Source organism: Zobellella denitrificans (genome assembly GCF_002237365.1).
Taxonomy (GTDB): Bacteria; Pseudomonadota; Gammaproteobacteria; order Enterobacterales; family Aeromonadaceae; genus Oceanimonas; species Oceanimonas denitrificans.
Genome location: NZ_NMUO01000073.1, coordinates 1 through 20,087, shown reverse-complemented (window position 1 = coordinate 20,087; position 20,087 = coordinate 1). Strand labels below are relative to the sequence as shown.

Annotated in this window: 19 protein-coding genes; 13 read left to right on the top strand and 6 right to left on the bottom strand. The window is 65.4% G+C overall.

Annotated features, from left to right (window positions below; genetic code table 11):
* The 3 genes from CGX12_RS14285 to CGX12_RS20110 all read left to right on the top strand — a co-directional run.
* Positions 1 to 629, top strand: a 629-nt coding sequence (locus CGX12_RS14285) for an MFS transporter (RefSeq protein WP_142995635.1), incomplete at its 5' end; no start/stop codon positions are given.
* A gap of 341 nt (positions 630 to 970) precedes the next feature.
* The gene (locus CGX12_RS14280) at positions 971 to 2,116 is read left to right on the top strand and encodes an RNA-guided endonuclease InsQ/TnpB family protein (RefSeq protein ID WP_094040539.1); all 1,146 of its coding nucleotides are present in this window, start codon (positions 971 to 973) and stop codon (positions 2,114 to 2,116) included.
* A 64-nt stretch (positions 2,117 to 2,180) separates the two neighbouring features.
* On the top strand, positions 2,181 to 2,342 hold the full coding sequence (locus CGX12_RS20110; protein ID WP_217898184.1) for a hypothetical protein: 162 nt from the start codon (positions 2,181 to 2,183) through the stop codon (positions 2,340 to 2,342).
* Positions 2,343 to 2,514: 172 nt separating this feature from the next.
* Here CGX12_RS20110 and CGX12_RS14270 read toward each other — a convergent pair whose 3' ends face one another.
* The 4 genes from CGX12_RS14270 to CGX12_RS14255 form a co-directional block, all read right to left on the bottom strand.
* Positions 2,515 to 3,819: a TRAP transporter large permease gene (locus CGX12_RS14270; protein WP_094040537.1), complete on the bottom strand. Its 1,305-nt coding sequence runs from the start codon at positions 3,817 to 3,819 to the stop codon at positions 2,515 to 2,517.
* On the bottom strand, positions 3,819 to 4,322 hold the full coding sequence (locus CGX12_RS14265; RefSeq protein ID WP_094040536.1) for a TRAP transporter small permease subunit: 504 nt from the start codon (positions 4,320 to 4,322) through the stop codon (positions 3,819 to 3,821). Before CGX12_RS14265 ends, CGX12_RS14270 begins: the two co-directional genes overlap by 1 nt.
* A 3-nt stretch (positions 4,323 to 4,325) precedes the next feature.
* Positions 4,326 to 5,309, bottom strand: coding sequence for a TRAP transporter substrate-binding protein (locus CGX12_RS14260; protein ID WP_094040535.1), 984 nt, complete (start codon positions 5,307 to 5,309; stop codon positions 4,326 to 4,328).
* A gap of 200 nt (positions 5,310 to 5,509) precedes the next feature.
* Positions 5,510 to 5,917 (bottom strand): GFA family protein, encoded by a 408-nt coding sequence (locus CGX12_RS14255; RefSeq protein ID WP_094040534.1) that lies wholly within the window; start codon positions 5,915 to 5,917, stop codon positions 5,510 to 5,512.
* 212 nt (positions 5,918 to 6,129) lie between these two features.
* Between CGX12_RS14255 and CGX12_RS14250 the strand changes: the two genes are divergently transcribed.
* Entirely contained in the window at positions 6,130 to 7,056 is a 927-nt protein-coding gene (locus CGX12_RS14250; RefSeq protein WP_094040533.1) for a LysR substrate-binding domain-containing protein, read from the top strand.
* A gap of 51 nt (positions 7,057 to 7,107) precedes the next feature.
* Here the strand turns inward: CGX12_RS14250 and CGX12_RS14245 are convergent, their stop codons facing one another.
* Positions 7,108 to 8,796: a BCCT family transporter gene (locus tag CGX12_RS14245; protein WP_094040532.1), complete on the bottom strand. Its 1,689-nt coding sequence runs from the start codon at positions 8,794 to 8,796 to the stop codon at positions 7,108 to 7,110.
* A 318-nt stretch (positions 8,797 to 9,114) separates the two neighbouring features.
* On the opposite strand from CGX12_RS14245, the gene CGX12_RS14240 reads away from it, so the two are divergent.
* From CGX12_RS14240 to CGX12_RS14220, 5 genes are read left to right on the top strand one after another with little or no spacing between them, the layout of a single operon-like run.
* Positions 9,115 to 10,302, top strand: coding sequence for an aromatic ring-hydroxylating oxygenase subunit alpha (locus CGX12_RS14240; RefSeq protein ID WP_094040531.1), 1,188 nt, complete (start codon positions 9,115 to 9,117; stop codon positions 10,300 to 10,302).
* A gap of 2 nt (positions 10,303 to 10,304) precedes the next feature.
* A complete protein-coding gene (locus CGX12_RS14235) occupies positions 10,305 to 11,732 on the top strand; it encodes an aldehyde dehydrogenase family protein (protein ID WP_094040530.1) in 1,428 nt (475 codons plus the stop codon).
* Between the two features lie 28 nt (positions 11,733 to 11,760).
* Positions 11,761 to 13,134 carry an FAD-dependent oxidoreductase gene (locus CGX12_RS14230; protein WP_094040529.1) on the top strand — a complete coding sequence of 458 codons (1,374 nt, stop codon included), beginning with the start codon at positions 11,761 to 11,763 and terminating at the stop codon, positions 13,132 to 13,134.
* Positions 13,135 to 13,141: 7 nt separating this feature from the next.
* Positions 13,142 to 14,461 (top strand): NAD(P)/FAD-dependent oxidoreductase, encoded by a 1,320-nt coding sequence (locus CGX12_RS14225; protein WP_254918305.1) that lies wholly within the window; start codon positions 13,142 to 13,144, stop codon positions 14,459 to 14,461.
* The gene (locus tag CGX12_RS14220) at positions 14,458 to 14,808 is read left to right on the top strand and encodes a EutQ-related cupin domain-containing protein (protein ID WP_094040527.1); all 351 of its coding nucleotides are present in this window, start codon (positions 14,458 to 14,460) and stop codon (positions 14,806 to 14,808) included. The genes CGX12_RS14225 and CGX12_RS14220 overlap by 4 nt, the downstream gene beginning before the upstream one ends.
* Positions 14,809 to 14,895: 87 nt before the next feature.
* On the opposite strand, the gene CGX12_RS14215 is transcribed toward CGX12_RS14220, so the two are convergent.
* Positions 14,896 to 15,942, bottom strand: a complete 1,047-nt coding sequence (locus CGX12_RS14215; RefSeq protein ID WP_094040526.1) for a GlxA family transcriptional regulator — start codon at positions 15,940 to 15,942, stop codon at positions 14,896 to 14,898.
* 582 nt (positions 15,943 to 16,524) lie between these two features.
* Between CGX12_RS14215 and glyA the strand changes: the two genes are divergently transcribed.
* From glyA to CGX12_RS14195, 4 genes are all read left to right on the top strand, one after another.
* The gene (gene glyA / locus CGX12_RS14210; protein WP_094040525.1) at positions 16,525 to 17,778 is read left to right on the top strand and encodes a serine hydroxymethyltransferase; all 1,254 of its coding nucleotides are present in this window, start codon (positions 16,525 to 16,527) and stop codon (positions 17,776 to 17,778) included.
* Between the two features lie 188 nt (positions 17,779 to 17,966).
* The gene (locus CGX12_RS14205; RefSeq protein ID WP_094040524.1) at positions 17,967 to 19,220 is read left to right on the top strand and encodes a sarcosine oxidase subunit beta family protein; all 1,254 of its coding nucleotides are present in this window, start codon (positions 17,967 to 17,969) and stop codon (positions 19,218 to 19,220) included.
* 11 nt (positions 19,221 to 19,231) lie between these two features.
* Complete coding sequence (locus tag CGX12_RS14200; RefSeq protein ID WP_094040523.1) at positions 19,232 to 19,510, top strand: sarcosine oxidase subunit delta; 279 nt, start codon at positions 19,232 to 19,234, stop codon at positions 19,508 to 19,510.
* Positions 19,507 to 20,087 (top strand): 2Fe-2S iron-sulfur cluster-binding protein (locus tag CGX12_RS14195; protein WP_176442074.1); only part of this gene is annotated, 581 nt, incomplete at its 3' end. The genes CGX12_RS14200 and CGX12_RS14195, both read left to right, overlap by 4 nt.

Genomic DNA, 20,087 nt, shown 5'->3' with positions numbered 1-20,087 from the left:
CCCTGTCGGACCGGCAGAGCCGACCGCCCGAGCCGGGCCAGGCCCGGCGCCTGCTGGGGCGGCCGCGCACCTGGCAGTTGATGCTCTGTTTCGGCCTGGTCAACGCCGGCTATTCGACCATGGTCACCTGGCTGGCGCCCTACTACCAGCAGAAGGGCTGGAGCGCCGCCGACAGCGCCGGCCTGGTGGCGGTGATGGCCCTGGCCCAGGCGCTGTTCGCGGGGGGCATCACCCTGCTGGCGCGGGGACGGGACCGTCGCCCCTGGCTGTGGCTGACCCTGCTGCTGCAGGCCACCGGTTACGCCGGCCTGCTGTTCTGGCCCGGCCAGTGCCCGCTGCTGTGGGCCGCGGTGTGCGGCATGGGGCTGGGCGGCAACTTCTCCCTGTCGCTGGTGACCGCCCTGGATCACCTGCCCGCGGCGCAACAGGCGGGCGCGCTCACCGCCCTGATGCAGGGCGGCGGTTTCCTGATCGCGGCCATGGGGCCCCTGGCGGTGTCGCTGGTGCGGGAGGCTAGCGGCAGCTTCGCCGGCGGCTGGGCGCTGCACCTGGCGCTGGTCGGCGTGGTGATGCTGATCTGCCTGCGCTTCGATCCCCGGCGCTACCCCCAGGCCATGGCGACGGCCTGAGGGCGGTGGGGGTGAGGGTCGCTCCTGCCGACCTGAGACCGTCTGCAAGTACCCGATGGACGGGACATGATCGACCATGGCGGGTCCATGGTGCATGCTTGTTATTCAATCGGGTCTCCAGGAGGCGTGGTTTGGGTGGTACCTCCATTCCCATTGGCAACGCTGAACCGTCCATCAGTTTTTGCGCGAGAAACCCCGTGCCCCGGCCGCTCCAGGTATGCGCGGAGTTCGCAGGCCTACCCTTCAGAGCGGGGAGGGATAGCGTACAGCCGTCAGGCTACCCTGTTCTCTCTTCCTCCTTCTTTCTGGCTATATATACAGTATTTAACTACGCTGAACGCATGATGAAACGCGCCTGTAGGTTCCGGTTTTACCCCAGTCCCGAGCAAGAGCAGTTGTTGGATCGGACCTTTGGCTGTGTGCGTTTTGTCTACAACTCGGTGCTGCGCCATCGCTCCGAGGCGTTCCAGCAGCGCAAGGAAAAGATGAACTACCTTGCGGCCAACGCCTTCCTGACTCGACTGAAGAAAACGCCCGAGGCGGTCTTTCTCAACGAGGTCAGCTCGGTGCCATTGCAGCAATGCCTTCGCCACCAGCAGACGGCCTTCAAGAACTTCTTTGAAGGACGGGCCAACTATCCCACGTTCAAGCGCAAGCGGCATCGTCAGTCGGCGGAGTTTACCCGCTCGGCATTCAAGTACCGCGATGGCCAACTGTTCCTCGCCAAGTGCAAACAGCCGCTGGTTGTCCGCTGGAGTCGGCCGCTGCCCGGCGAGCCCATCACCGTCACCGTGTCCAAGGACTCGGCCGGCCGCTACTTCGTGAGTTGCCTGTGCGAGTTCCATCCCGAGACCTTGCCCATCACGCCCAAAATGGTGGGCATTGACCTCGGCCTGAAAGACCTGTTCGTTACCAGCGACGGGCATCGAACCGGCAATCCCCACCATACGTCGAAGTACGCGGCCAGGCTGGCCAGGGCACAGCGGCATATGAGCAGGAAGAAACTCGGCTCCAGGAACCGCGCCAAGGCCCGGCAGAAGGTGGCCCGCATTCACGCCAAAATCGCCGATTGCCGGATGGACGGCTTGCACAAGTTGTCCCGCAGACTGATTAACGAGAACCAAGTGGTCTGCGTCGAATCCCTCAAGGTGAAGAACATGGTGCGTAATCCAACCTTGGCCAAGTCCATCAGCGATGCCGGCTGGGGCGAGTTGATGCGTCAGTTGGAGTACAAGGCGGAGTGGGCCGGACGGCAACTGGTCGCCATCGACCAGTGGTATCCGTCCAGCAAGCGCTGCTCCTGCTGTGGGCAGGTGGTGGAGAGCCTGCCATTATCGGTGCGTGCCTGGACCTGCCCCGAATGCGCCACCGAACACGACCGCGACATCAATGCCGCGGTCAACATTAAAGCCGCCGGGCTGGCGGTGTTAGCCCTTGGAGAGAACGTAAGTGGCATGGGGCCAGTCTCCGTGTCCGGTTCTCGGTGAATTGGGAATCCTCTTCTCCGGGAGTGGAACAGTCAACCATTACACGGCCAAGACGCTGTACGGCATGCTCAACTGGGGCATGGACGCCCAGACCGCGATTAACCTGCCGAACTTCGGCGCCCTCGGCGCGCCGACCCTGCTCGAGGACAACCGCTTCCCGGCCGGGACCCTGGACTGGCTCAGAGCGCACGATCACGAGTTGACTGAGCGCACGATCACGAGTTGACTGAAATGGACATGACCAGCGGCCTGCAGGCGATCGGGCGCACCGACCAGGGCTGGTTCGGCGGCGCCGATCCGCGCCGTGAAGGCGTGGTGATGGGGGAGTAACCGATCCCCGCCGTCCCCGGTCCATGGCGATGGTCTGAGGGCGGCGGGGCGTTATTGGGGAGTGCCGCTCAGCCGGCAAGCCACTGGGGCAGCCACAGGGCCAGGCCCGGGTACAGGCTCACCAGGGCGGCGGCCAGGCACATCAGCATAAAGAACGGCAGGGCGGAGTAGGCCACCCGGCCGATATGCTCGCCGGTGAGCCCCTGCAGCACGAACAGGTTGAAGCCCACCGGTGGGGTGATCTGCCCCAGCTCCACCATGATCACCAGAAAGACCCCGAACCACACCGGATCGAACCCCGCCTGCAGCACGATGGGCAGGGTAATGGGCAGGCTCATCACCGTGATGGAAATGCCGTCCAGGAACAGCCCCAGCACGATATAGAACAGCGCCAGGGCCACCAGCAGCAGGGCGGGCGAAAGCTCCAGCCCGGCGATAAAGCCCGCCAGCTCTCGCGGCAGGTGCAGGTAGCCCATGGCGGTGGAGAGCAGGGCGGCGGTGACCAGTATGCTGCACACCATGGTGGCGTTGAGCAGGGTGGCGGCCAGGGCCTGTTTGAACATGGCCAGGCTCAGCTGCTGCTCTGCCGCCAGCAGCCCCAGGGTGGCGGCCACGCCCACCGCCGCCGCTTCCGACGGGGTGGCGATGCCCGAGTAAATGGAGCCCATCACCAGCGCAATCAGCAGGAGCACCGGGGCCAGGCAGGCCAGGCTTGCCAGCAGCGAAAGCCCGGCCGCCGTGCCGCGCGGGGCTTTTTCGGGCCGGCGCAGGGCCAGGGCCGCGATATAGCCGGAGTAGAGCAGGGCGATCAGCAGCCCGGGTATGACCCCGGCCATAAACAGCTGGCTGATGGACACCTCGGCCTGTACCCCGTAGACGATCATCACGATGGACGGCGGGATCAGCAGGCCCAGGCTGCCGGCCCCGGCCAGGGAGCCGATGGACAGCTGCCGGTCGTAGCCCCGGCGGGCCAGCTCGTGGGTGGTGATCTTGCCGATGGTGGCGGTGGTGGCGGCGCTGGAGCCGCTTACGGCGGCGAAGATGGCGCAGCCGAACACATTGGTGTGCAGAATGCCGCCCGGGATCTTCTGGGCCCAGGGCTCCAGCCCGCGGAACAGCCGGTCCGAAATATTGGAGCGGAAAATCAGCTCCCCCATCAGGATGAACAGCGGGATGGCCGACAGCTCCCAGGCGTTGCCGGCGCGGTAGAGGATGCGGCTCAGGATCATGCCCGCCCGATCCAGGTCGAAACCGCCCAGCCACACCAGCGAGCCCAGCGCCACCGCCGCCAGCCCGGCAAACACCCAGGTGCCCATGCCCAGCAGCAGGAAGATAAGGCCGATCACCCCGGCCGCGGTCAGCAGGGTATCCATCAGTGTTCTCCTTGCCGGTTAGCGGCCCGGGTAACGAGGCCGAGCGCCCGGCCCAGCAAGGTAAGGCACAGCAGCGCCATGCCCAGCCAGACCATGCCTTCGGGTAGCCAGAGCGGGGTGCCGGCCAGGGTGTCGCTGGTGGTGCCGCGCTGGTAGCTGCGCCAGACGTTCCTGCCCCAGTACCAGGCCAGGGTGGCGAAGGTGAACAGCGCCACCAGGGTGGCCAGCAGTTCGGGCAGCCAGTGCCAGCGGGACGGCAGCTTGTCCACCAGCAGTTTCACCCGGATAAGGGAGCCCCGCTCCAAGGCGTAGCCGAGTCCGAGAAAGGTCATGGTGGCCACTGCGTAGCCTACAAATTCATCCAGCACGAAGGTGGAGCGGCCGAACAACCGCAGCACGATTTCCAGCAGAATGTGGCCGGCGATGTAGAGAATAAGCCCCATGGCGAGCCAGCCCGCCAGCTGGTTGAGCCGGCGGCTGAGCAGGGTGACCAGTGCCGCCATGGCTCAGCCTTCCTGCCGGAACTGCTCGAGGATCTGCCGGCCGCGCTCGCCGGTTTCCTTCAGCCAGCCGTCTATCGCGACCTGGGCGGCCTGTTGCAGCGCCTGGGTGAAATCGGCGGGCAGCTCCTCCCTGATGGTGACGCCGTGCTCGTTCAGGGTCCGGTAGTTGGCGGCCACCCGGGTGCGTACCTGCTGCCAGTTGTGGGCGTCGGTTTGGCGCGCGGCCTCCAGCAGGGCGGCCTGCTGTTCGGGCGTGAGCCGGTCGAACTCGTCCTTGTTCATGTGCACCATGTTGAGCGGAATGGCGTACTGGATGGCGTTGTAGTGCCGCAGCTGCTCCCAGAAGCTGGCGTTGGCCCCGGCCTCGGCGGAGGTGAGCACGGCGCTGATGCCCCCGGTGGAAAGCTGGGGCACCACGTCGGCCCAGGACAGGTTCACCGGGGTGGCGCCGGCTTCCTTCAGGGTGAGGGTACCGTTCTTGTCGTAGGTGCGGATCTTCAGGTTTTTCAGGCTGGCGGCGGAGGCCACCTCCTGCTTGGCCCAGATGCCGCTGGCCGGCCAGGGCGAGGCGTAAAGCAGGATCTGATCGTTGTCGGCGAACACCTTGTCGTAGTGGGGGCGGGCCAGGCGGTACAGCCGCTCGGCCTGGTCTTCGTCGCGCACCAGGAAGGGCAGGGAAGAGAGCGAGAAAATCGGGTCTATCCCCGCCAGGGTGCCGGCCAGGGTATCCGCCAGCTGGATGGCGTTGTCCGCCACCGCGTAGAAGTGATCCGCCGACTTGTAGCCCAGGGCGCCGCCGGTATGCAGGGTGATCACCACCTCGTCGTTGGTCAGCTCCTTCACCTTGTCGATAAAGTAGCTGTCGCCTTCGGCATGGATGGAGCCGTGGTTGTATTCGTTGGAAAAGTCCATCCGGGTGGCGGCGGCCCCCTGCAGCGGCAGCAGGGCGGCGAGGGAAAGGGCGAGGGCGGAAAGGGTGTGTTTCATGGCGGTGTCATCCCTGAGAGTGAGTTCCACCCGAGTATGGGAACTTGCCACGAGCGGGAAAGGCGCAGAAACGACACCGAAATAGCCGACAGCGGCGTGGCCAAGGGGGAGTTAACCCGGCCGTTACATTGGGCCGGGTTGTGTTACATCTTTGTGCGGCAGGGTCGGGTACTACTTGCCGTTATTGGGTTGGAGGCCCTTCAGGGTTGCTTGTCGAACACCTTGACGCCTTCGGGGATCGGGAACCAGTCCTGTTTCTGGCTTACCCACACATGGGCGCTGGGCTGGATCAGGCGGGTGTCGGCCAGGTTGGAGGGCTTGAGCTTGATGACGTCCGGTTCATCGGGATTGAAGTGGTAGAGGCGGTTGCCGCAGACCGGGCAGAAGCTGGCGCCGTTGATGTTGCCGCTCTCGGCCACCCGGCGCCACTCGGCCATCTCCCCCTCGAATTGCACCGCCTCGGCGCGCACCACGGCGGTGATGCTGAAGGCGCTGGTAGAGAGCTTCTGGCACTCCTTGCAGTGGCAGGCCACCACCATCAGCGGCGGTTCTTTCAGTTCGTAGGTCACGCCGCCGCACTGGCAGGAGCCCTTGATGGGGTAGTTCATCGTCATTACTCCGCATGGGTGATAGAGGGAACAAGGAGTGGTTCTTTGGGAACCATCCTTGACTGTGCCTCATATGAGACCACAAGTGCGGCGAGCCGGGAAGTGACTCACCGCCGCAACTGCAGCCGACGAAGCTGCAAGCCAGCTAAAAGCGGGTTTAAATGTTAAAGTAAGCGAAAACGGACTGTTACCGGACTGTATCCAGGATGACCATGAAGCTTAAACCGCTGCCGCCCATGAACAGCCTGATCGTGTTTGAGGCGGCGGCGCGCCATCTGAGTTTTACCCTCGCCGCCAGCGAACTGAACGTGACTCAGGGGGCGATCAGCCGCCAGATCCGCCAGCTGGAGGACTACCTCGGCAAGGCGCTGTTCGTGCGGGCCAGTCGCAGCATTACCCTGACACCCACCGGGCTGCAGTATTACCAGACCGTGTACCGTGCCCTGCTGGATGTGGCCCAGGCCACCGGCGAAATCAAGAAGTGGCAGGGGGAGCAGCAGGTGACCGTGGCCACCACCAATGCCATGGCGGCGCTCTGGTTGCTGCCCAAGGTCGCCTCCTTTCAACAACAGCACGAAGAAATAGACCTGCGCATACTGGCGACCGACAGCATCATGGATCTGCGCCGGCTCGACTGCGATCTCGCCCTGTTCTACTGCCGGGTGCCGCCGGCGGAGATGAAGGTCACTCCCCTGTTCCCGGAGGAGGTGTTCCCGGTGTGCAGCCCGGACTACCTGGCGCGGTTGAATGAATGCCACAGCCCGGAGGAGATCTTCGGCAAGACCCTGCTCTATCTGGATGACTCCCAGCGGGACTGGGTCAACTGGCCGGAATGGTTCGAGTCGGTGGGGCTGCCGGTGATGGTGCCGCGCAACAGGGTCAACATCAACAACTACCCCATGCTGCTGCAGGCGGCGATCAACGGCCAGGGCATCGCCCTGGCCTGGGGCTCGCTGGTGGACGACTACCTGAAGAGTGGGGCCCTGGTGCGGCCGGTGGACACGGTACTGCGCACCCAGGCCAGTTTTTCCATGCTGGAGCCGCAGGGGCGGGGCCTGGTGCCGGCCAGTGTCAAGCTGTTCCGCAGCTGGCTGCTGGAGCAGTTGCCAGGGCAGGTGGGGGATAAGGGCCTGGCCTGAGGCCAGTCCCCGGATAGTAAAACGCCGGGACAGTGCCCGGCGTTTTTTTGCTCACTTGCCGAACTGGGGCTCGGCCTGCCATGGTTCTTCCGGCGCGGACTCCGGCACCGGGCCGTCCAGCCGGGCGGGCTCGGGGCGCACATGATCCGGCAGCATGGCCCAGGGCTTGGGCTCGCGGCGGATGCTGTGGAACAGGGTCAGGCTCATCACCGCGATAAAGATGGCGATGGGGAAGCCGGCGATGATGGAGGCGGTCTGCATCGCCTTCAGCCCGCCGGCGTACAGCAGCACGGCGGCAATGGCGGCGATGATCACTCCCCACAGCACCCGTATCATGGTCGGCGGCTCGCTGGCGCCGGCGGCGTCCAGGGTGCAGAGCACCAGGGTGCCGGAGTCGGCCGAGGTGATGAAATAGGTACCCAGCAGCACGCAGGCCAGCACGCTCAACAGCTTGCCCAGGGCGCCGGCGTCCAGGTTGTCGAACAGGGTGAACAGCGCCCGGGTGGTATCGGCCTTGGTGGCCGCCAGTATGGGGCCGCCGGCGAAGGGCTCCTGGGCCGGCTCACCGGCCTCGGCCAGCACCACCGCCTGTTGCTCGTAGGCGGTGCGCGCATCCTGCTCCACCTTGAGCGCGGCACCGCCGAACACCGACATCCACAGGAAGGTGATCAGGGTGGGCACGATCAGGGCGCCGCCGATCAGCTCGCGGATGGTGCGCCCCTTGGAGATGCGGGCCACGAACATGCCGACGAAGGGCGCCCAGGTCATCCACCAGGGCCAGTAGTAGGCGGTCCACCAGTTCTGCCAGCCGGAATCATGCTGGGCATCGCTCCACAGGCTCATGCCGACGATGTTCTGGGCATAGCTGCCGGTGCTTTCCAGCAGGGTGTTGAGCATGTAGCGGGTGGGGCCGACGTAGAGCACTATCATTACCAGCAGCAGCGACAGCAGCATGTTCCACTCGGACAGCCGGCGGATGCCCCGGCCCACGCCCGACAGCACCGAGGCCACGGCGCAGGTGCACAGCACTACTATGATCAGCAGTTGCACGCCGAGGCCGATGCCCACCCCGAACACCTGGTTCAGGCCGGAGTTGATCTGGATGACCCCCATCCCCAGCGTCTGGGAAATGCCGAAGGCGGTGATGGCCACGGTGAGGATGTCCACCGCGTGGCCGATGGGGCCGTAGATGCGGTTGCCGATCAGCGGATAGAGGATGGATCTCAGGGTAAAGGGCAGGTTCTTGCGGTAGGAAAAATAGGCCAGCGCCAGGGCGACGATGATAAACACCGACCAGGGATGCAGACCCCAGTGGAAGAAGGCCAGTTGCATGGCGGTGCTGGCCGACTCGTTGCTTAAGCCCGCGGTAAAGGGATTGTCGGCGTAATGCCACATGGGCTCGGCCACCGACCAGAAGATAAGGCCGATGCCCATGCCGCCCGAAAACAGCATGGCCACCCACGACAGGTAGCTGAACTCGGGCTTTTCATCGTCCTTGCCCAGGCGGATATGGCCGTAACGGCTGATCATCAGATACAGCAAAAAGCCGACCACCAGGGTGACCAGCCCCAGATAAAACCACTTCATGTTCTGCAGCAGAACGCCGGAAATGGTTTCGAAATATTGCCCGGCCTGGTTGGCCAGAATGGCACAGAACAACACGAAACCGATCACCAGCACCTTGGATGCAATGGTCACGGTCGGGTTCAGTCCCTTCAGGATCCCGGATGTCGCACGCATAACTCCTCCCTCTGCGTTACTCGTTGTCAGTTAACCAGCTGTTAACATGGTGGGGAGGTTAGGGGGAGGCGGGGTTCCGCTCAACCGATTTATTCTCATCCATCGGTGAGTTTTGGTCATGGATAACCGCTACCGCGGAAACTTTTCCGGGCAGGAAGGGCAGGACCATGGATGGATGACAAAAGCTCATCCATACCCGGCCAAAAAGTCGTTTGTTTGTTGCCGCCATGTTAACGACACTCTCTCCCCATCGGTACCCCAGGGTGCCAATGACAACAAACAGCGCAGGAAGCACTGCACCATTGTGGAGAGAACAGCATGAGCAACGTCAGCCAAACCCTTATTCCGGTACAGCAGGTGGAAAGCGTACTGAACCCGATCGTCGAAGCCAACGGCATGCCGAATGCCTGTTATACCAGCCAGGAATATTTCGCCTTTGAGCGAGATCAAGTAATCGGCAAAACCTGGGCCTGCATCGGTTTCGCCTCCGACCTGCTGAAAAACGGCTACGTCAAGCCGGTGAGCTTTATGAATCTGCCGCTGCTGATGATGCGCAACCGCCAGGGCGAAGTGCAGGTGTTCCACAACGTGTGCAGCCACCGGGGCATGCAGCTGGTGCATGAGGCGGGCGAGGTGCAGGGCATGATCCGTTGCCCCTACCATTCCTGGACCTACGATCTGGACGGCAACCTCAAGGGCACCCCCCATATCGGCGGCACCGGCCAGCACAAGGACGAGCGCTTCAAGTGCGAAAAGCACGGCCTTAAAGCCCTGCGCTCCGCGGTGTGGATGGACATGGTGTTCGTCAACCTGTCCGGCGACGCCGCCTCCTTCGAGGAGCACATCGCCCCCCTGGTCGAGCGCTGGCAGCCGTTCTGGGGCGACGAGGGCCTGAGCCTGCTGCGCCGGGTCAACATGGGCGGCCACCTGGAAATCGAGGTGGAGAGCAACTGGAAGCTGACCGTGGAAAACTACTGCGAAGCCTACCACCTGCCCTGGGTGCACCCGGCCCTGAACACCTATTCCAAGCTGGAAGATCACTACAACATCATGTTCGAGGAGCGTTTCGCGGGGCAGGGCAGCTACAAATACAACCTGTCGGACACCGCAGGCACCCACCTGCCCAAGTTCCCCAGCTGGCCCGCCGACAAGCTGCGCCACGCGGAATACGTGGCCCTGTTCCCCAACGTGCTGCTGGGCATCCAGGCCGACCACGCCTTCGCCATGATGATCGACCCCATCCATGCGGAAAAAACCGTGGAGAACCTGCGCCTCTATTACATAGGCGACGAGTCGCTGAAGGACGAATACGCCGGCTGCCGTACCGCCACCCTGGAGTCCTGGCGGGTGGTGTTCGGTGAAGACATCGGCGCGGTGGAAGGCATGCAGAAGGGCCGCCATTCCCCCGGCTTCGGCGGCGGCGTGTTCTCGCCCGAGATGGATCTGCCGACCCACTACTTCCAGAAATGGCTGGCCACCCAGACCAAGGCCGCGTTGGAGGGCTGAACATGCAACATTACCTGAACTATATCGATGGCCAGTGGCGGGATGCTTCCCGCCAACTCACGGTGATGAACCCGGGCACCGGCGAGCCTTACGCCACCATCGCCCAGGCCGGCATCGAGGATGCGGATCTGGCCATGGCCGCCGCCCGCCGCTGCGTGGACTGCGGCGCCCTGACCGAGGTGCGCCCGGCCATTCGCACCGGCTGGCTGCTGAAGGCGGCCGAGGCCATTCGCGCCATCGCCGACGACGGCGCCCTGGTGGCCTGCCGGGAAAACGGCAAGAGCCTGAACGACGCCCGCGACGAGTTTCTCGAGGCGGCCCGCTACTTCGAATATTACGCCGGCATGGCCGACAAGATTGAAGGCATCTCGGTGCCGCTCGGCAAGGACTACGTGGATTTCACCCAGTACGTGCCCTTCGGCGTGTCGGTGCAGATCGTGCCCTGGAACTTCCCGGTGTCCATCTGCGCCCGCTCCCTGGCCCCGGCCCTGGCGGCCGGCAATGCGGTGGTGATCAAGTCGCCGGAGATCTCGCCGCTGGCCATGACCCTGCTGGTCAGGGCCGTCGAGCAGGCCGGTTTCCCCCGGGGGGCGGTCAACCTGTTGTGCGGCAAGGGCTCGGAGGTGGGCAGCCACCTGGTCAGACACCCGGACACCAACCAGATTGTGTTCACCGGCTCGGTGCCCACCGGCCAGCGCATCCTGCGGGACTCGGCCGAGCGGGCCACCCCCTCGGTGATGGAGCTGGGCGGCAAGTCCGCCGCCATCGCCCTGGCGGACGTGGATCTCGACACCCTGCTGGCCAGCGTGAAAGTCGGCATCTTCTTCAACGCCGGCCAGGTGTGCTCGGCCATGTCGCGGCTGCTGGTACACCGCAGCCGCTACGACGAAGTCAAGGCGGCGGTGGTGGCCCTGGCCGAGGGCCTGAGCATCGGCCAGGGCGAAGGCAACCCGGATCTGACCCCGGTGGTGTCGGCGGATCAGCAACAGCGGGTGCTGGCGATGGTCGAGCAGGCCCGGGCCGAAGGCGCCCGCGTGCTCACCGGCGGCGTGGCCCCGGACTTGTCCGGCTACTTCGTGGCGCCCACCGTGATCGAGGCGACGCCCGACATGACCATCGCCCGGGAGGAAGTGTTCGGCCCGGTGCTGGTGCTGATGCCCTTCGACGACGAAGACGAGGCGGTGGCCCTGGCCAACGGCACCGATTTCGGCCTGGTGGCCGGGGTGTTCGGCGAGGGCCTGAGCCAGACCCTGCGGCTGGCCAACCGGTTGCGCGGCGGCCAGGTGTTCATCAACGAATGGTTCGCCGGCGGCATCGAAACGCCCTTCGGCGGGGTGGGACTGTCGGGCTTCGGCCGCGAGAAAGGACAGGAAGCGATCTACAGCTATGTCCAGACCCGCAATATCGGCATTCGCCTGAGCAACCGTTAAGCAGTAACAGGGTAGTGGGGAGGACAAGATGAAAAAGTGGTTATGCATCATCTGCGGATTGATCTATGACGAAGCCAAGGGCTGGCCGGCGGACGGCATTGCCCCGGGCACCGCCTGGGAAGACGTGCCGGATGACTGGGTCTGCCCCGACTGCCTGGTCACCAAGGCGGATTTCGAGATGCTCGAGATCACCGACGAGGAGCCGGCCCCCCTGGCGGCGGTGGCCGAGGCCGTTACCCCGGCGGCCGGACCGGCGCTCGAGCCGGTGGTGATCATCGGCACCGGCCACGGCGGCTACCAGCTGGCGGCGGCGCTGCGGGCCCGCTCGCCGGAACTGCCCATCACCCTGTTTACCGCCGATGACGGCGCCCTCTACAGCAAGCCGGCCCTGTCCAACGCCCTGGCGCTGGGCAAGGACGGCGACAGCCTGGTGAGCGAGCCGGCGCTGGCCTGGGAGCAGCGGCTCGGGGTGCGGGTGTATCCCCATACCCGGGTCGAGCGCATCGACCGGGAAAACAAACGGCTGCACACCAGCATCGGCGAGTATCCCTATGGCCGCCTGGTGCTGGCCACCGGCGCCTCGCCCATCGTGATCCCGGTTGAGGGCGAACAGGCGGCCATGCTGAGCGTCAACGATCTCGCCGATTACCGCCGCTTCCGCCAACAGCTGGCCGGCAAAAAGCACGTGACCATACTCGGCGACGGCCTGATCGGCTGCGAGTTCGCCAACGATCTGGCGGCCCAGGGCATAGGGGTGACCGTGGTCGGCCTGGGCCAGTGGCCGATGGAGCGGCTGATCCCGCAGCCCCTGGGCCTGGCCCTGCAACAGGCCCTGAGCGGCCTGGGGGTGGAATGGGCGCTGCAGGACAGCATTGCCCGCATCGACGCCTGCGGCGAGGGCTATCGCCTGCAGCTGCAGGGCGGCCGGCAACTGGACACCGATCTGGTACTGAGCGCGGTGGGCCTGCGGCCCAACACCGCCCTGGCCCAGGCCGCCGGGCTGAGCACCGGCCGGGGCATCAGTGTCGACCTGGAGCACAGAACCAGCGATCCGGCCATCTTCGCCCTGGGCGACTGTGCCGAGGTAGACCGCCAGTGGGCTCCCTATATCGCGCCCATCAACCAGGCCATACCGGCCCTGGTGGACGGCCTGCTGGGCCAGCCCGCCCGGGCGGCGCTCAAGGCCACCCCGGTGCTGGTAAAAACCCCGGTGCTGCCGCTGTCCGTGCTGCCGGCCCCCGCGCCCGGCGAGTGGAAGGTGGAGTCGCACGGCAACGAACTGGCCGCCGGCTGTTACGGGCCGGACGGCACCCTGACCGGCTTCGCGCTGCTGGGCCATGGCCTGCAAGGCCAGCGCAGCCGCTGGCTGGAACAACTGAACCCGACCCGAACCGCAGCCTGAGGAAGAGATGATGATTGCCTTACCCAATGACGACAACAGCTGCGGCTGGTACCAGGCGCTGCCGCCGGCGGCCCCGGCCACCCGGCTCAGGGGCCAGCAACAGGCCGACTATGCGGTGCTGGGCGCGGGCTTTGCCGGCCTGGCCGCCGCCCGGCGGCTGGCCGAGCTGAAACCCGATGCCCGCATCCTGCTGGTGGATGCCCAGCGGGTGGCGGAGGGCGCCTCCGGGCGCAACTCCGGTTTTGTCATAGACCTGCCCCACAAGTTTGCGCTGGAGCACCCGGATCCGGTCCACAAGCAGAAACTGCTGGGCCTGAACCGGGCCGCCATCGCCCAGTTGCAGGGGCTGGTGGAGCGCCACGGCATCGACTGCCAGTGGTCCGCCGTGGGCAAGTACCAGGGCGCGGTGGGCGAGCGTGGCGAGGCCTTCCTCGAGCACTTCGAACACCTGATGCAGGATCTGGGCGAGCCCTACCACTGGGTGGAAAAGGGCGAACTGAGCAAGGTGCTCGGCACCCCTTACTACAGTCGGGCCATCTTCACCCCCGGCTGCTACCTGATGCAGCCGGCGGCCCTGGTGCGCGGCATGGCCGACCACCTTCCGGGCAACGTGGAACTGCTGGAGCAGTCGCCCATCCGCGGCCTGCACCGGGAGCGGGGCCAGTGGCGGTTGCAGGGGGACGAGGGCAGCATCACCACGCCCAGGCTGCTGCTGGGCACCAGCATCTTTACCCGCGAGTTCGGTTACCTGAAGAACCGGCTGCTGCCGGTGATGACCTTCGCCAGCTGGACCCGGCCGCTGACCGACGAGGAGCTGGCCCGCTACGGCGGCGAGCTGAACTGGGGGCTGACCCCGGCGGATCACGCCGGCACCACCCTGCGCATGACCGCCGACCGCCGCATCCTGATCCGCAACAGCTACAAGCACGTCTCCAAATACGGCGCCAGCGTCAGCGAGGGCATGCGCCAGCGCATCCGGGCCGACCATCGCAAGGCGTTCCTGGCCCGTTATCCGGCCCTGGCCGAGGTGCCCTTCACCCATACCTGGGGCGGGGTTTATGCCATCTCCCGCAACTTCACCAACTTCTTCGGCCAGCTCGAGGAGGGGGTGTTCGCCAGCGCCTGCGACAACGGCGTGGGCGCGGCCTGGGGCACCATTTCCGGCACCCTGCTGGCGGATCTGGCGGTGGGCGCCGACTCCCAGGCGCTGCGGGACATCCGGCAGGTGACCGGCATGCCCAGCCTGAACCCGCCCGAGCCTTTCCTCGGCCTGGGCGTGAAGAGCCGCATCCGGCTCGCCAAGTGGCAGAGCAGGAGCGAACTGTGAAAGAGGTGCAACTGATCGACAGCCGGCAACTGGATTTCAGCGTGCGCGGCGGGCCGCCGGGCATGGCCTATGTGGCCCGCGCCCTGAGCGCCGAGGTGTCGCCCCATATCGGGGTCGGTTTCGCCCGATGGGAAGGCGCCGAGGTGGCCTGGACGGTGCTCTATGACGAAGTGATCTTCGTGATCGAGGGCTGTTTCGAACTCACCGCCAACGGCCGCAAGCATGAAGTCCGCCCCGGCCAACTGCTGTGGATCCCGGAAGGCACCGAGCTGGTCTACGGCGGCCATGCCCTGTTCGGCTATGTGGTTCATCCGGGCAACTGGAAGGAACTGCACGGCCTGGTCTGAGCGAAGACCGTCTCCAGGCACTACCTTGCCGGCCGATTGGCCGGCTTTTTTGGTGGGCTGTTGCGGCAACAAGGGTTGTAAGGGGGTTCAGCCCTTGCGCAGCTGCCGGGCCTGGCTGGGGGAGACGCCGAAGAAGTCCTTGAAGCAGTGGCTGAAGTGGGTGGAACTGACGAAGCCGCAGGCCACGGCGATGTTGGCGATGCTGGCGTCGCTTTGCAGCAGCAGGCGGCGGGCGTGGGTGATGCGCAGCTCCAGGTAGTAGCGGGAAGGGGTGGTTTCCAGGTGGCCCTGGAACAGCCGCTCGATGCGCCGGCGCGACAGGCCCACGTAGGCGGCCAGCTCCTCGATGCCGAGCGGCTCTTCGATGTTGCTGTTCATCAGGTGCAGCAGGTTGCGCAGGGGCTCGGGCAGGCTGGGGTCGTTTTCCGCCAGGGTGAGCCGGGTTTCGTTGCTGTCGGCGATGCGGTCGCTGCTCAGGATCTCGCGGATGGCGCGCACCGTGTCCTTGCCGTGCAGCCGCTCGATCAGCACCAGCATCATCTCCAGGGCGCTGCTGGGGCCGGCGCTGGTCAGCACCCGCTCGGTCACCACCATTACCTGGTGCGACACCTGCACATGGGGGAAGCGTTCGCGGGCGAAGGTGTGGTTGTCCGGGTGGATGGCGCAGGCCAGACGATCGAGCAGGCCGGCGTGGGCCAGGGCCACGGCGCCGTTCCACAGGCCGCCCAGCACCTTCTGGCGCTTGGCGGCCAGTTTCAGCTTGTGGCTGAGCGGCGCCCGTTCGTTCAGGTCGCAGCGAAAGCCGCCGCATACGATCACCACGTCCAGCGCGTCTTCCCCTTCCAGCGGCAACTGCTCCAGGGTGGCGTTGGCGGAGATGTCGATGGCCAGATCGCTGCGCACCGTGGTGCTCTCCAGGCCGTAGGTGGCAAAGGCGAAGAGGGGCGTGGCCTGCACCAGGTTGGCGGTGACCAGGGCGTCCACCGCGGCGGTGAAGGCCATCATCGAGAAATGGGGCAGCAGCACAAAGCCCACCCGGGTCGGCCGCTCCTCTTGCTGGCGGGCCGGGAGGAAGGCGCTGTTGGTGTCGCGCAGGCGGTGGCTGAAAAGGCGTTTTTCACTCACTGAGGGCATGGCATCTGTTAACGGGTCCGCAAGGGCAAGTTGCGTGACGGTGACAACCTGGTTGGGATAGTACCCCGCCGGGCCTGGCTTTGCATCCTTTTGGGGGGATGGCCGCTCAGAGCACCAGATAGTTTAAAGCTTGGGCCGTCACGATTCTTGGGGCGCGGGCGGCCCGCCCGCATGAAAGGAGCACCGAGGCAGGGAGGATACACCCCAACCCGCGAAGCCTGTTCTGCAAGAAGCCTTTTCAAACCTGTGATGTGGTAGGCCAATCCGGGGGTTCGCGCTACGCGCGAAGGCAGGCGGGCCGCCTGCGCTCCATGCCATTATCTGTTTCCGACCTCTTGCCGGCGTTGGGGCCTTATCCCCCCGGCGCCGGTGGCTGCGGCCTTCGGCGACACGGCGGCTTGCCCGCCTGCGCCATCCTTGTCGCAAATACGCAGCTTTAGGCCGCAGCCAGTCATCCCTGCCCCTCGGGCCCTCAGTAGTATGCAAGTCAAAGCAGAACCCGGCAGCCCGCCGAGACGCGGCGCCGAAGGGATGGACAATGTCAGGCTGGGGGAGGCCCGAGCCGAGCAAGGAGGTCACAAGATGTTCAGCAAACACACCCGCATTCAGGATATGGACCCGGCACTGTGGGCCGCCATGGAAGAGGAGGCCGCCCGCCAGGAGCAGCATATCGAGCTGATTGCCTCGGAGAACTACACCAGCCCGGCGGTGATGGAAGCGCAAGGGTCCGTGCTCACCAACAAGTATGCGGAAGGCTACCCCGGCAAGCGCTACTACGGCGGTTGCGAGGCGGTGGACAAGGTGGAGCAGCTGGCCATCGATCGTGCCAAGGAGCTGTTCGGCGCCGACTACGCCAACGTCCAGCCCCACTCCGGCTCCCAGGCCAACGCCGCCGTCTACATGGCCCTGTGCGCCCCCGGCGACACCGTGCTCGGCATGAGCCTGGCCCACGGCGGCCACCTCACCCACGGCGCCAAGGTCAGCTTTTCCGGCAAGATCTACAACGCGGTGCAATACGGCCTGAACGAGGCCACCGGCGAGGTGGACTACGACCAGGTCGAGGCCCTGGCCCTGGAGCACGAGCCCAAGATGATCGTGGCCGGCTTCTCCGCCTATTCCCGGGTGATGGACTGGGCCCGTTTCCGCGCCATCGCCGACAAGGTGGGCGCCTACCTGTTCGTGGACATGGCCCACGTGGCCGGCCTGGTGGCCGCGGGCTGCTACCCCAACCCGCTGCCCTACGCGGACGTGGTCACCACCACCACCCACAAGACCCTGCGCGGTCCCCGTGGCGGCCTGATCCTGGCCAAGGCCAATCCGGAGATCGAGAAAAAACTCAACGCCGCCGTCTTCCCCGGTGGCCAGGGCGGCCCGCTGATGCACGCCATCGCCGCCAAGGCGGTGGCCTTTGCCGAGGCGCTCACCCCGGAATTCCGTGACTACCAGCAGGCGGTGGTGGACAACGCCCGCGCCATGGTGGAGGTGTTCAAGAGCCGCGGCTTCGATGTGGTGTCGAACGGTACCGATAATCACCTGTTCCTGCTCGACTTGTCCGCCAAGGGCATCACCGGCAAGGACGCGGATCGGGTGCTGGGCGAGGCGCACATCACCGTCAACAAGAACGCTGTGCCGAACGATCCCCAGCCGCCCTTTGTGACCTCGGGCCTGCGCATCGGCACCCCGGCGGTGACCAGCCGCGGCTTCAAGGTGGAGCACTGCCGCCAGCTGGCGGGCTGGATCTGCGACATTCTCGACAACATGGACGACCCGGAAGTGATTATCGCGGTGAAGGACCAGGTTGCCAGCCTGTGCAGCTACTTCCCGGTATATCGCTAAACGATTGCTGATGGCCTGCTGCCAGAGTCCGCAGCTTGGGCCATCCTCACGCCGACTCGCCGTAAACCCATCCCTGGGGGCTCGGCGGCGCCATCCCTGGCGCCAACGGTCGGCTTAGAGGACAGCCCAATCTGTACTCTGAATGTCCAGGCAGTCCGGACACTGACTTAAAGATAACAGGTGACACTATGCAAAAATATTCCGGGTTCGGGCTCCTCAAGCATGCCCTGAGCCATCACGAGAACTGGCAGAAGGTGTGGCGCAACCCCACCCCCAAACACGAAGGCTATGAAGTGGTGATCGTCGGTGGCGGCGGCCACGGCCTGGCCACTGCCTACTACCTGGCCAAGGAGCACGGCATCACCAACGTGGCGGTGATCGAGAAGGGTTACCTCGGCGGCGGCAACACCGCCCGCAACACCACCATAGTGCGTTCCAACTACCTGTGGGACGAGGCCGCCTGGCTCTATGAGCACTCCATGAAGCTGTGGGAAGGCCTGGCCCAGGAACTCAACTACAACCTGATGTTCAGCCAGCGTGGCGTGCTCAACCTGGGCCACACCCTGCAGGACATGCGCGACATCGAGCGCCGGGTCAACGCCAACCGGCTGAACGGCATCGACGGCGAAGTGCTCAACACCAAGCAGGTGCAGGAGCTGGTGCCGATCCTGGACTGCTCCAAGAACGCCCGCTATCCGGTGCTGGGCGCCTCCTGGCAGCCGCGCGGCGGCACCGCCCGCCACGACGCCGTGGCCTGGGGCTTTGCCCGCGCCGCCGACGCCATGGGCGTGCACCTGATCCAGCAGACCGAAGTCACCGGCATCCGCCGGGAGAACGGCGCCGTGGTGGGGGTGGAAACCAATCGTGGCCTGATCAAGGCGCGCAAGGTGGCCTGCGTCACCGCCGGCAACTCCGGCGTCATGGCCAACATGGTGGGCATGAAGCTGCCGCTTGAGTCCCACCCGCTGCAGGCCATGGTGTCCGAGCCGGTCAAGCCGATCCTCGACACCGTGGTGATGTCCAACCACGTGCACGGCTATGTGTCCCAGTCCGACAAGGGCGACCTGGTGATCGGCGCCGGCATCGACAGCTACCTGGGCTATGGCCAGCGCGGCTCCTTCCCGGTGGTGGAGCACACCATGGCGGCCATTGTGGAGATGTTCCCCATCTTCAGCCGGGTGCGCCTCAACCGTACCTGGGGCGGCATCGTCGACACCTGTCCCGACGCCTGCCCGATCATCTCCAAGACGCCTATCAAGGGGCTGTATTTCAACTGCGGCTGGGGCACCGGCGGCTTCAAGGCCACCCCGGGCTCGGGCAATGTGTTCGCCCATACCATCGCCCATGACGAGCCGCACCCCCTGGCCAAACCCTTTAGTATCGACCGCTTTACCAGCGGCCACCTGATCGACGAGCACGGCGCTGCCGGCGTAGCCCACTGAGGAGAGAGCCGATGTTACATCTTTATTGTCCGCACTGCGGCGAATACCGCGAAGAAGAAGAGTTCCGCTACGCCGGCGAAGCGCACATCGCCCGTCCGGCGGATCCGGACGCCCTCAGCGACGAGGAGTGGGCCCAGTACCTGTTTATGCGCAAGAACCCGCGCGGCCTGCATCGGGAGATGTGGTACCACGCCGCCGGCTGCCGCAAGTTCTTCAACGCGGCCCGGCACACAGTGACGTATGAAATCGAAGAAACCTACAAGGTCGGCGAGCAAGGAGGCCAGTCATGAGCCAGCAACATCGCATTCAGGGCAAGGGGCGGGTGGACCGCAGCAAGCCGCTCAGCTTTATCTTCAACGGCAAGCGCTACCAGGGTTACGCGGGTGATACCATCGCCTCGGCGCTGCTGGCCAACGGGGTGGACGTGGTCGGCCGCTCCTTCAAGTACGCCCGGCCGCGCGGCATCATGGCCGCCGGGGCGGAAGAGCCGAACTGCATCCTGCAGGTGGGCGGTTCCGAGGCCACCATGATCCCCAACATCCGCGGCACCCAGGCCGAGCTGTACGACGGCCTCACCGCCGCCAGCACCAACGGCTGGCCGAGTGTCGACAAGGATCTGATGGGCGTGATGGGCAAGCTCGGCGGCAGCATGATGCCTCCCGGCTTCTACTACAAAACCTTCATGTATCCCCAGTCCATGTGGCCCAAGTACGAGCACCTGATCCGCAAGGCCGCCGGCCTGGGCCGGGTGCCGCAGGAGCGGGATCCGGACAGCTACGACAAGCTTAACCACCACTGCGATGTGCTGGTGGTGGGCGGCGGTGAGGCCGTCGTACAGCTCGGCCTGGGTGCCGCGGATGGTGGGGA

Excerpts from the sequence above, each read along its gene's own strand:
- CGX12_RS14280 (WP_094040539.1), top strand. The coding sequence starts at position 971 with ATGATGAAACGCGCCTGTAGGTTCCGGTTTTACCCCAGTCCCGAGCAA.
- CGX12_RS20110 (WP_217898184.1), top strand. The coding sequence starts at position 2,181 with ATGCTCAACTGGGGCATGGACGCCCAGACCGCGATTAACCTGCCGAAC.
- CGX12_RS14270 (WP_094040537.1), bottom strand. The coding sequence starts at position 3,819 with ATGGATACCCTGCTGACCGCGGCCGGGGTGATCGGCCTTATCTTCCTG.
- CGX12_RS14265 (WP_094040536.1), bottom strand. The coding sequence starts at position 4,322 with ATGGCGGCACTGGTCACCCTGCTCAGCCGCCGGCTCAACCAGCTGGCG.
- CGX12_RS14260 (WP_094040535.1), bottom strand. The coding sequence starts at position 5,309 with ATGAAACACACCCTTTCCGCCCTCGCCCTTTCCCTCGCCGCCCTGCTG.
- CGX12_RS14255 (WP_094040534.1), bottom strand. The coding sequence starts at position 5,917 with ATGAACTACCCCATCAAGGGCTCCTGCCAGTGCGGCGGCGTGACCTAC.
- CGX12_RS14250 (WP_094040533.1), top strand. The coding sequence starts at position 6,130 with ATGAAGCTTAAACCGCTGCCGCCCATGAACAGCCTGATCGTGTTTGAG.
- CGX12_RS14245 (WP_094040532.1), bottom strand. The coding sequence starts at position 8,796 with ATGCGTGCGACATCCGGGATCCTGAAGGGACTGAACCCGACCGTGACC.
- CGX12_RS14240 (WP_094040531.1), top strand. The coding sequence starts at position 9,115 with ATGAGCAACGTCAGCCAAACCCTTATTCCGGTACAGCAGGTGGAAAGC.
- CGX12_RS14235 (WP_094040530.1), top strand. The coding sequence starts at position 10,305 with ATGCAACATTACCTGAACTATATCGATGGCCAGTGGCGGGATGCTTCC.
- CGX12_RS14230 (WP_094040529.1), top strand. The coding sequence starts at position 11,761 with ATGAAAAAGTGGTTATGCATCATCTGCGGATTGATCTATGACGAAGCC.
- CGX12_RS14225 (WP_254918305.1), top strand. The coding sequence starts at position 13,142 with ATGATGATTGCCTTACCCAATGACGACAACAGCTGCGGCTGGTACCAG.
- CGX12_RS14215 (WP_094040526.1), bottom strand. The coding sequence starts at position 15,942 with ATGCCCTCAGTGAGTGAAAAACGCCTTTTCAGCCACCGCCTGCGCGAC.
- glyA (WP_094040525.1), top strand. The coding sequence starts at position 16,525 with ATGTTCAGCAAACACACCCGCATTCAGGATATGGACCCGGCACTGTGG.
- CGX12_RS14205 (WP_094040524.1), top strand. The coding sequence starts at position 17,967 with ATGCAAAAATATTCCGGGTTCGGGCTCCTCAAGCATGCCCTGAGCCAT.
- CGX12_RS14200 (WP_094040523.1), top strand. The coding sequence starts at position 19,232 with ATGTTACATCTTTATTGTCCGCACTGCGGCGAATACCGCGAAGAAGAA.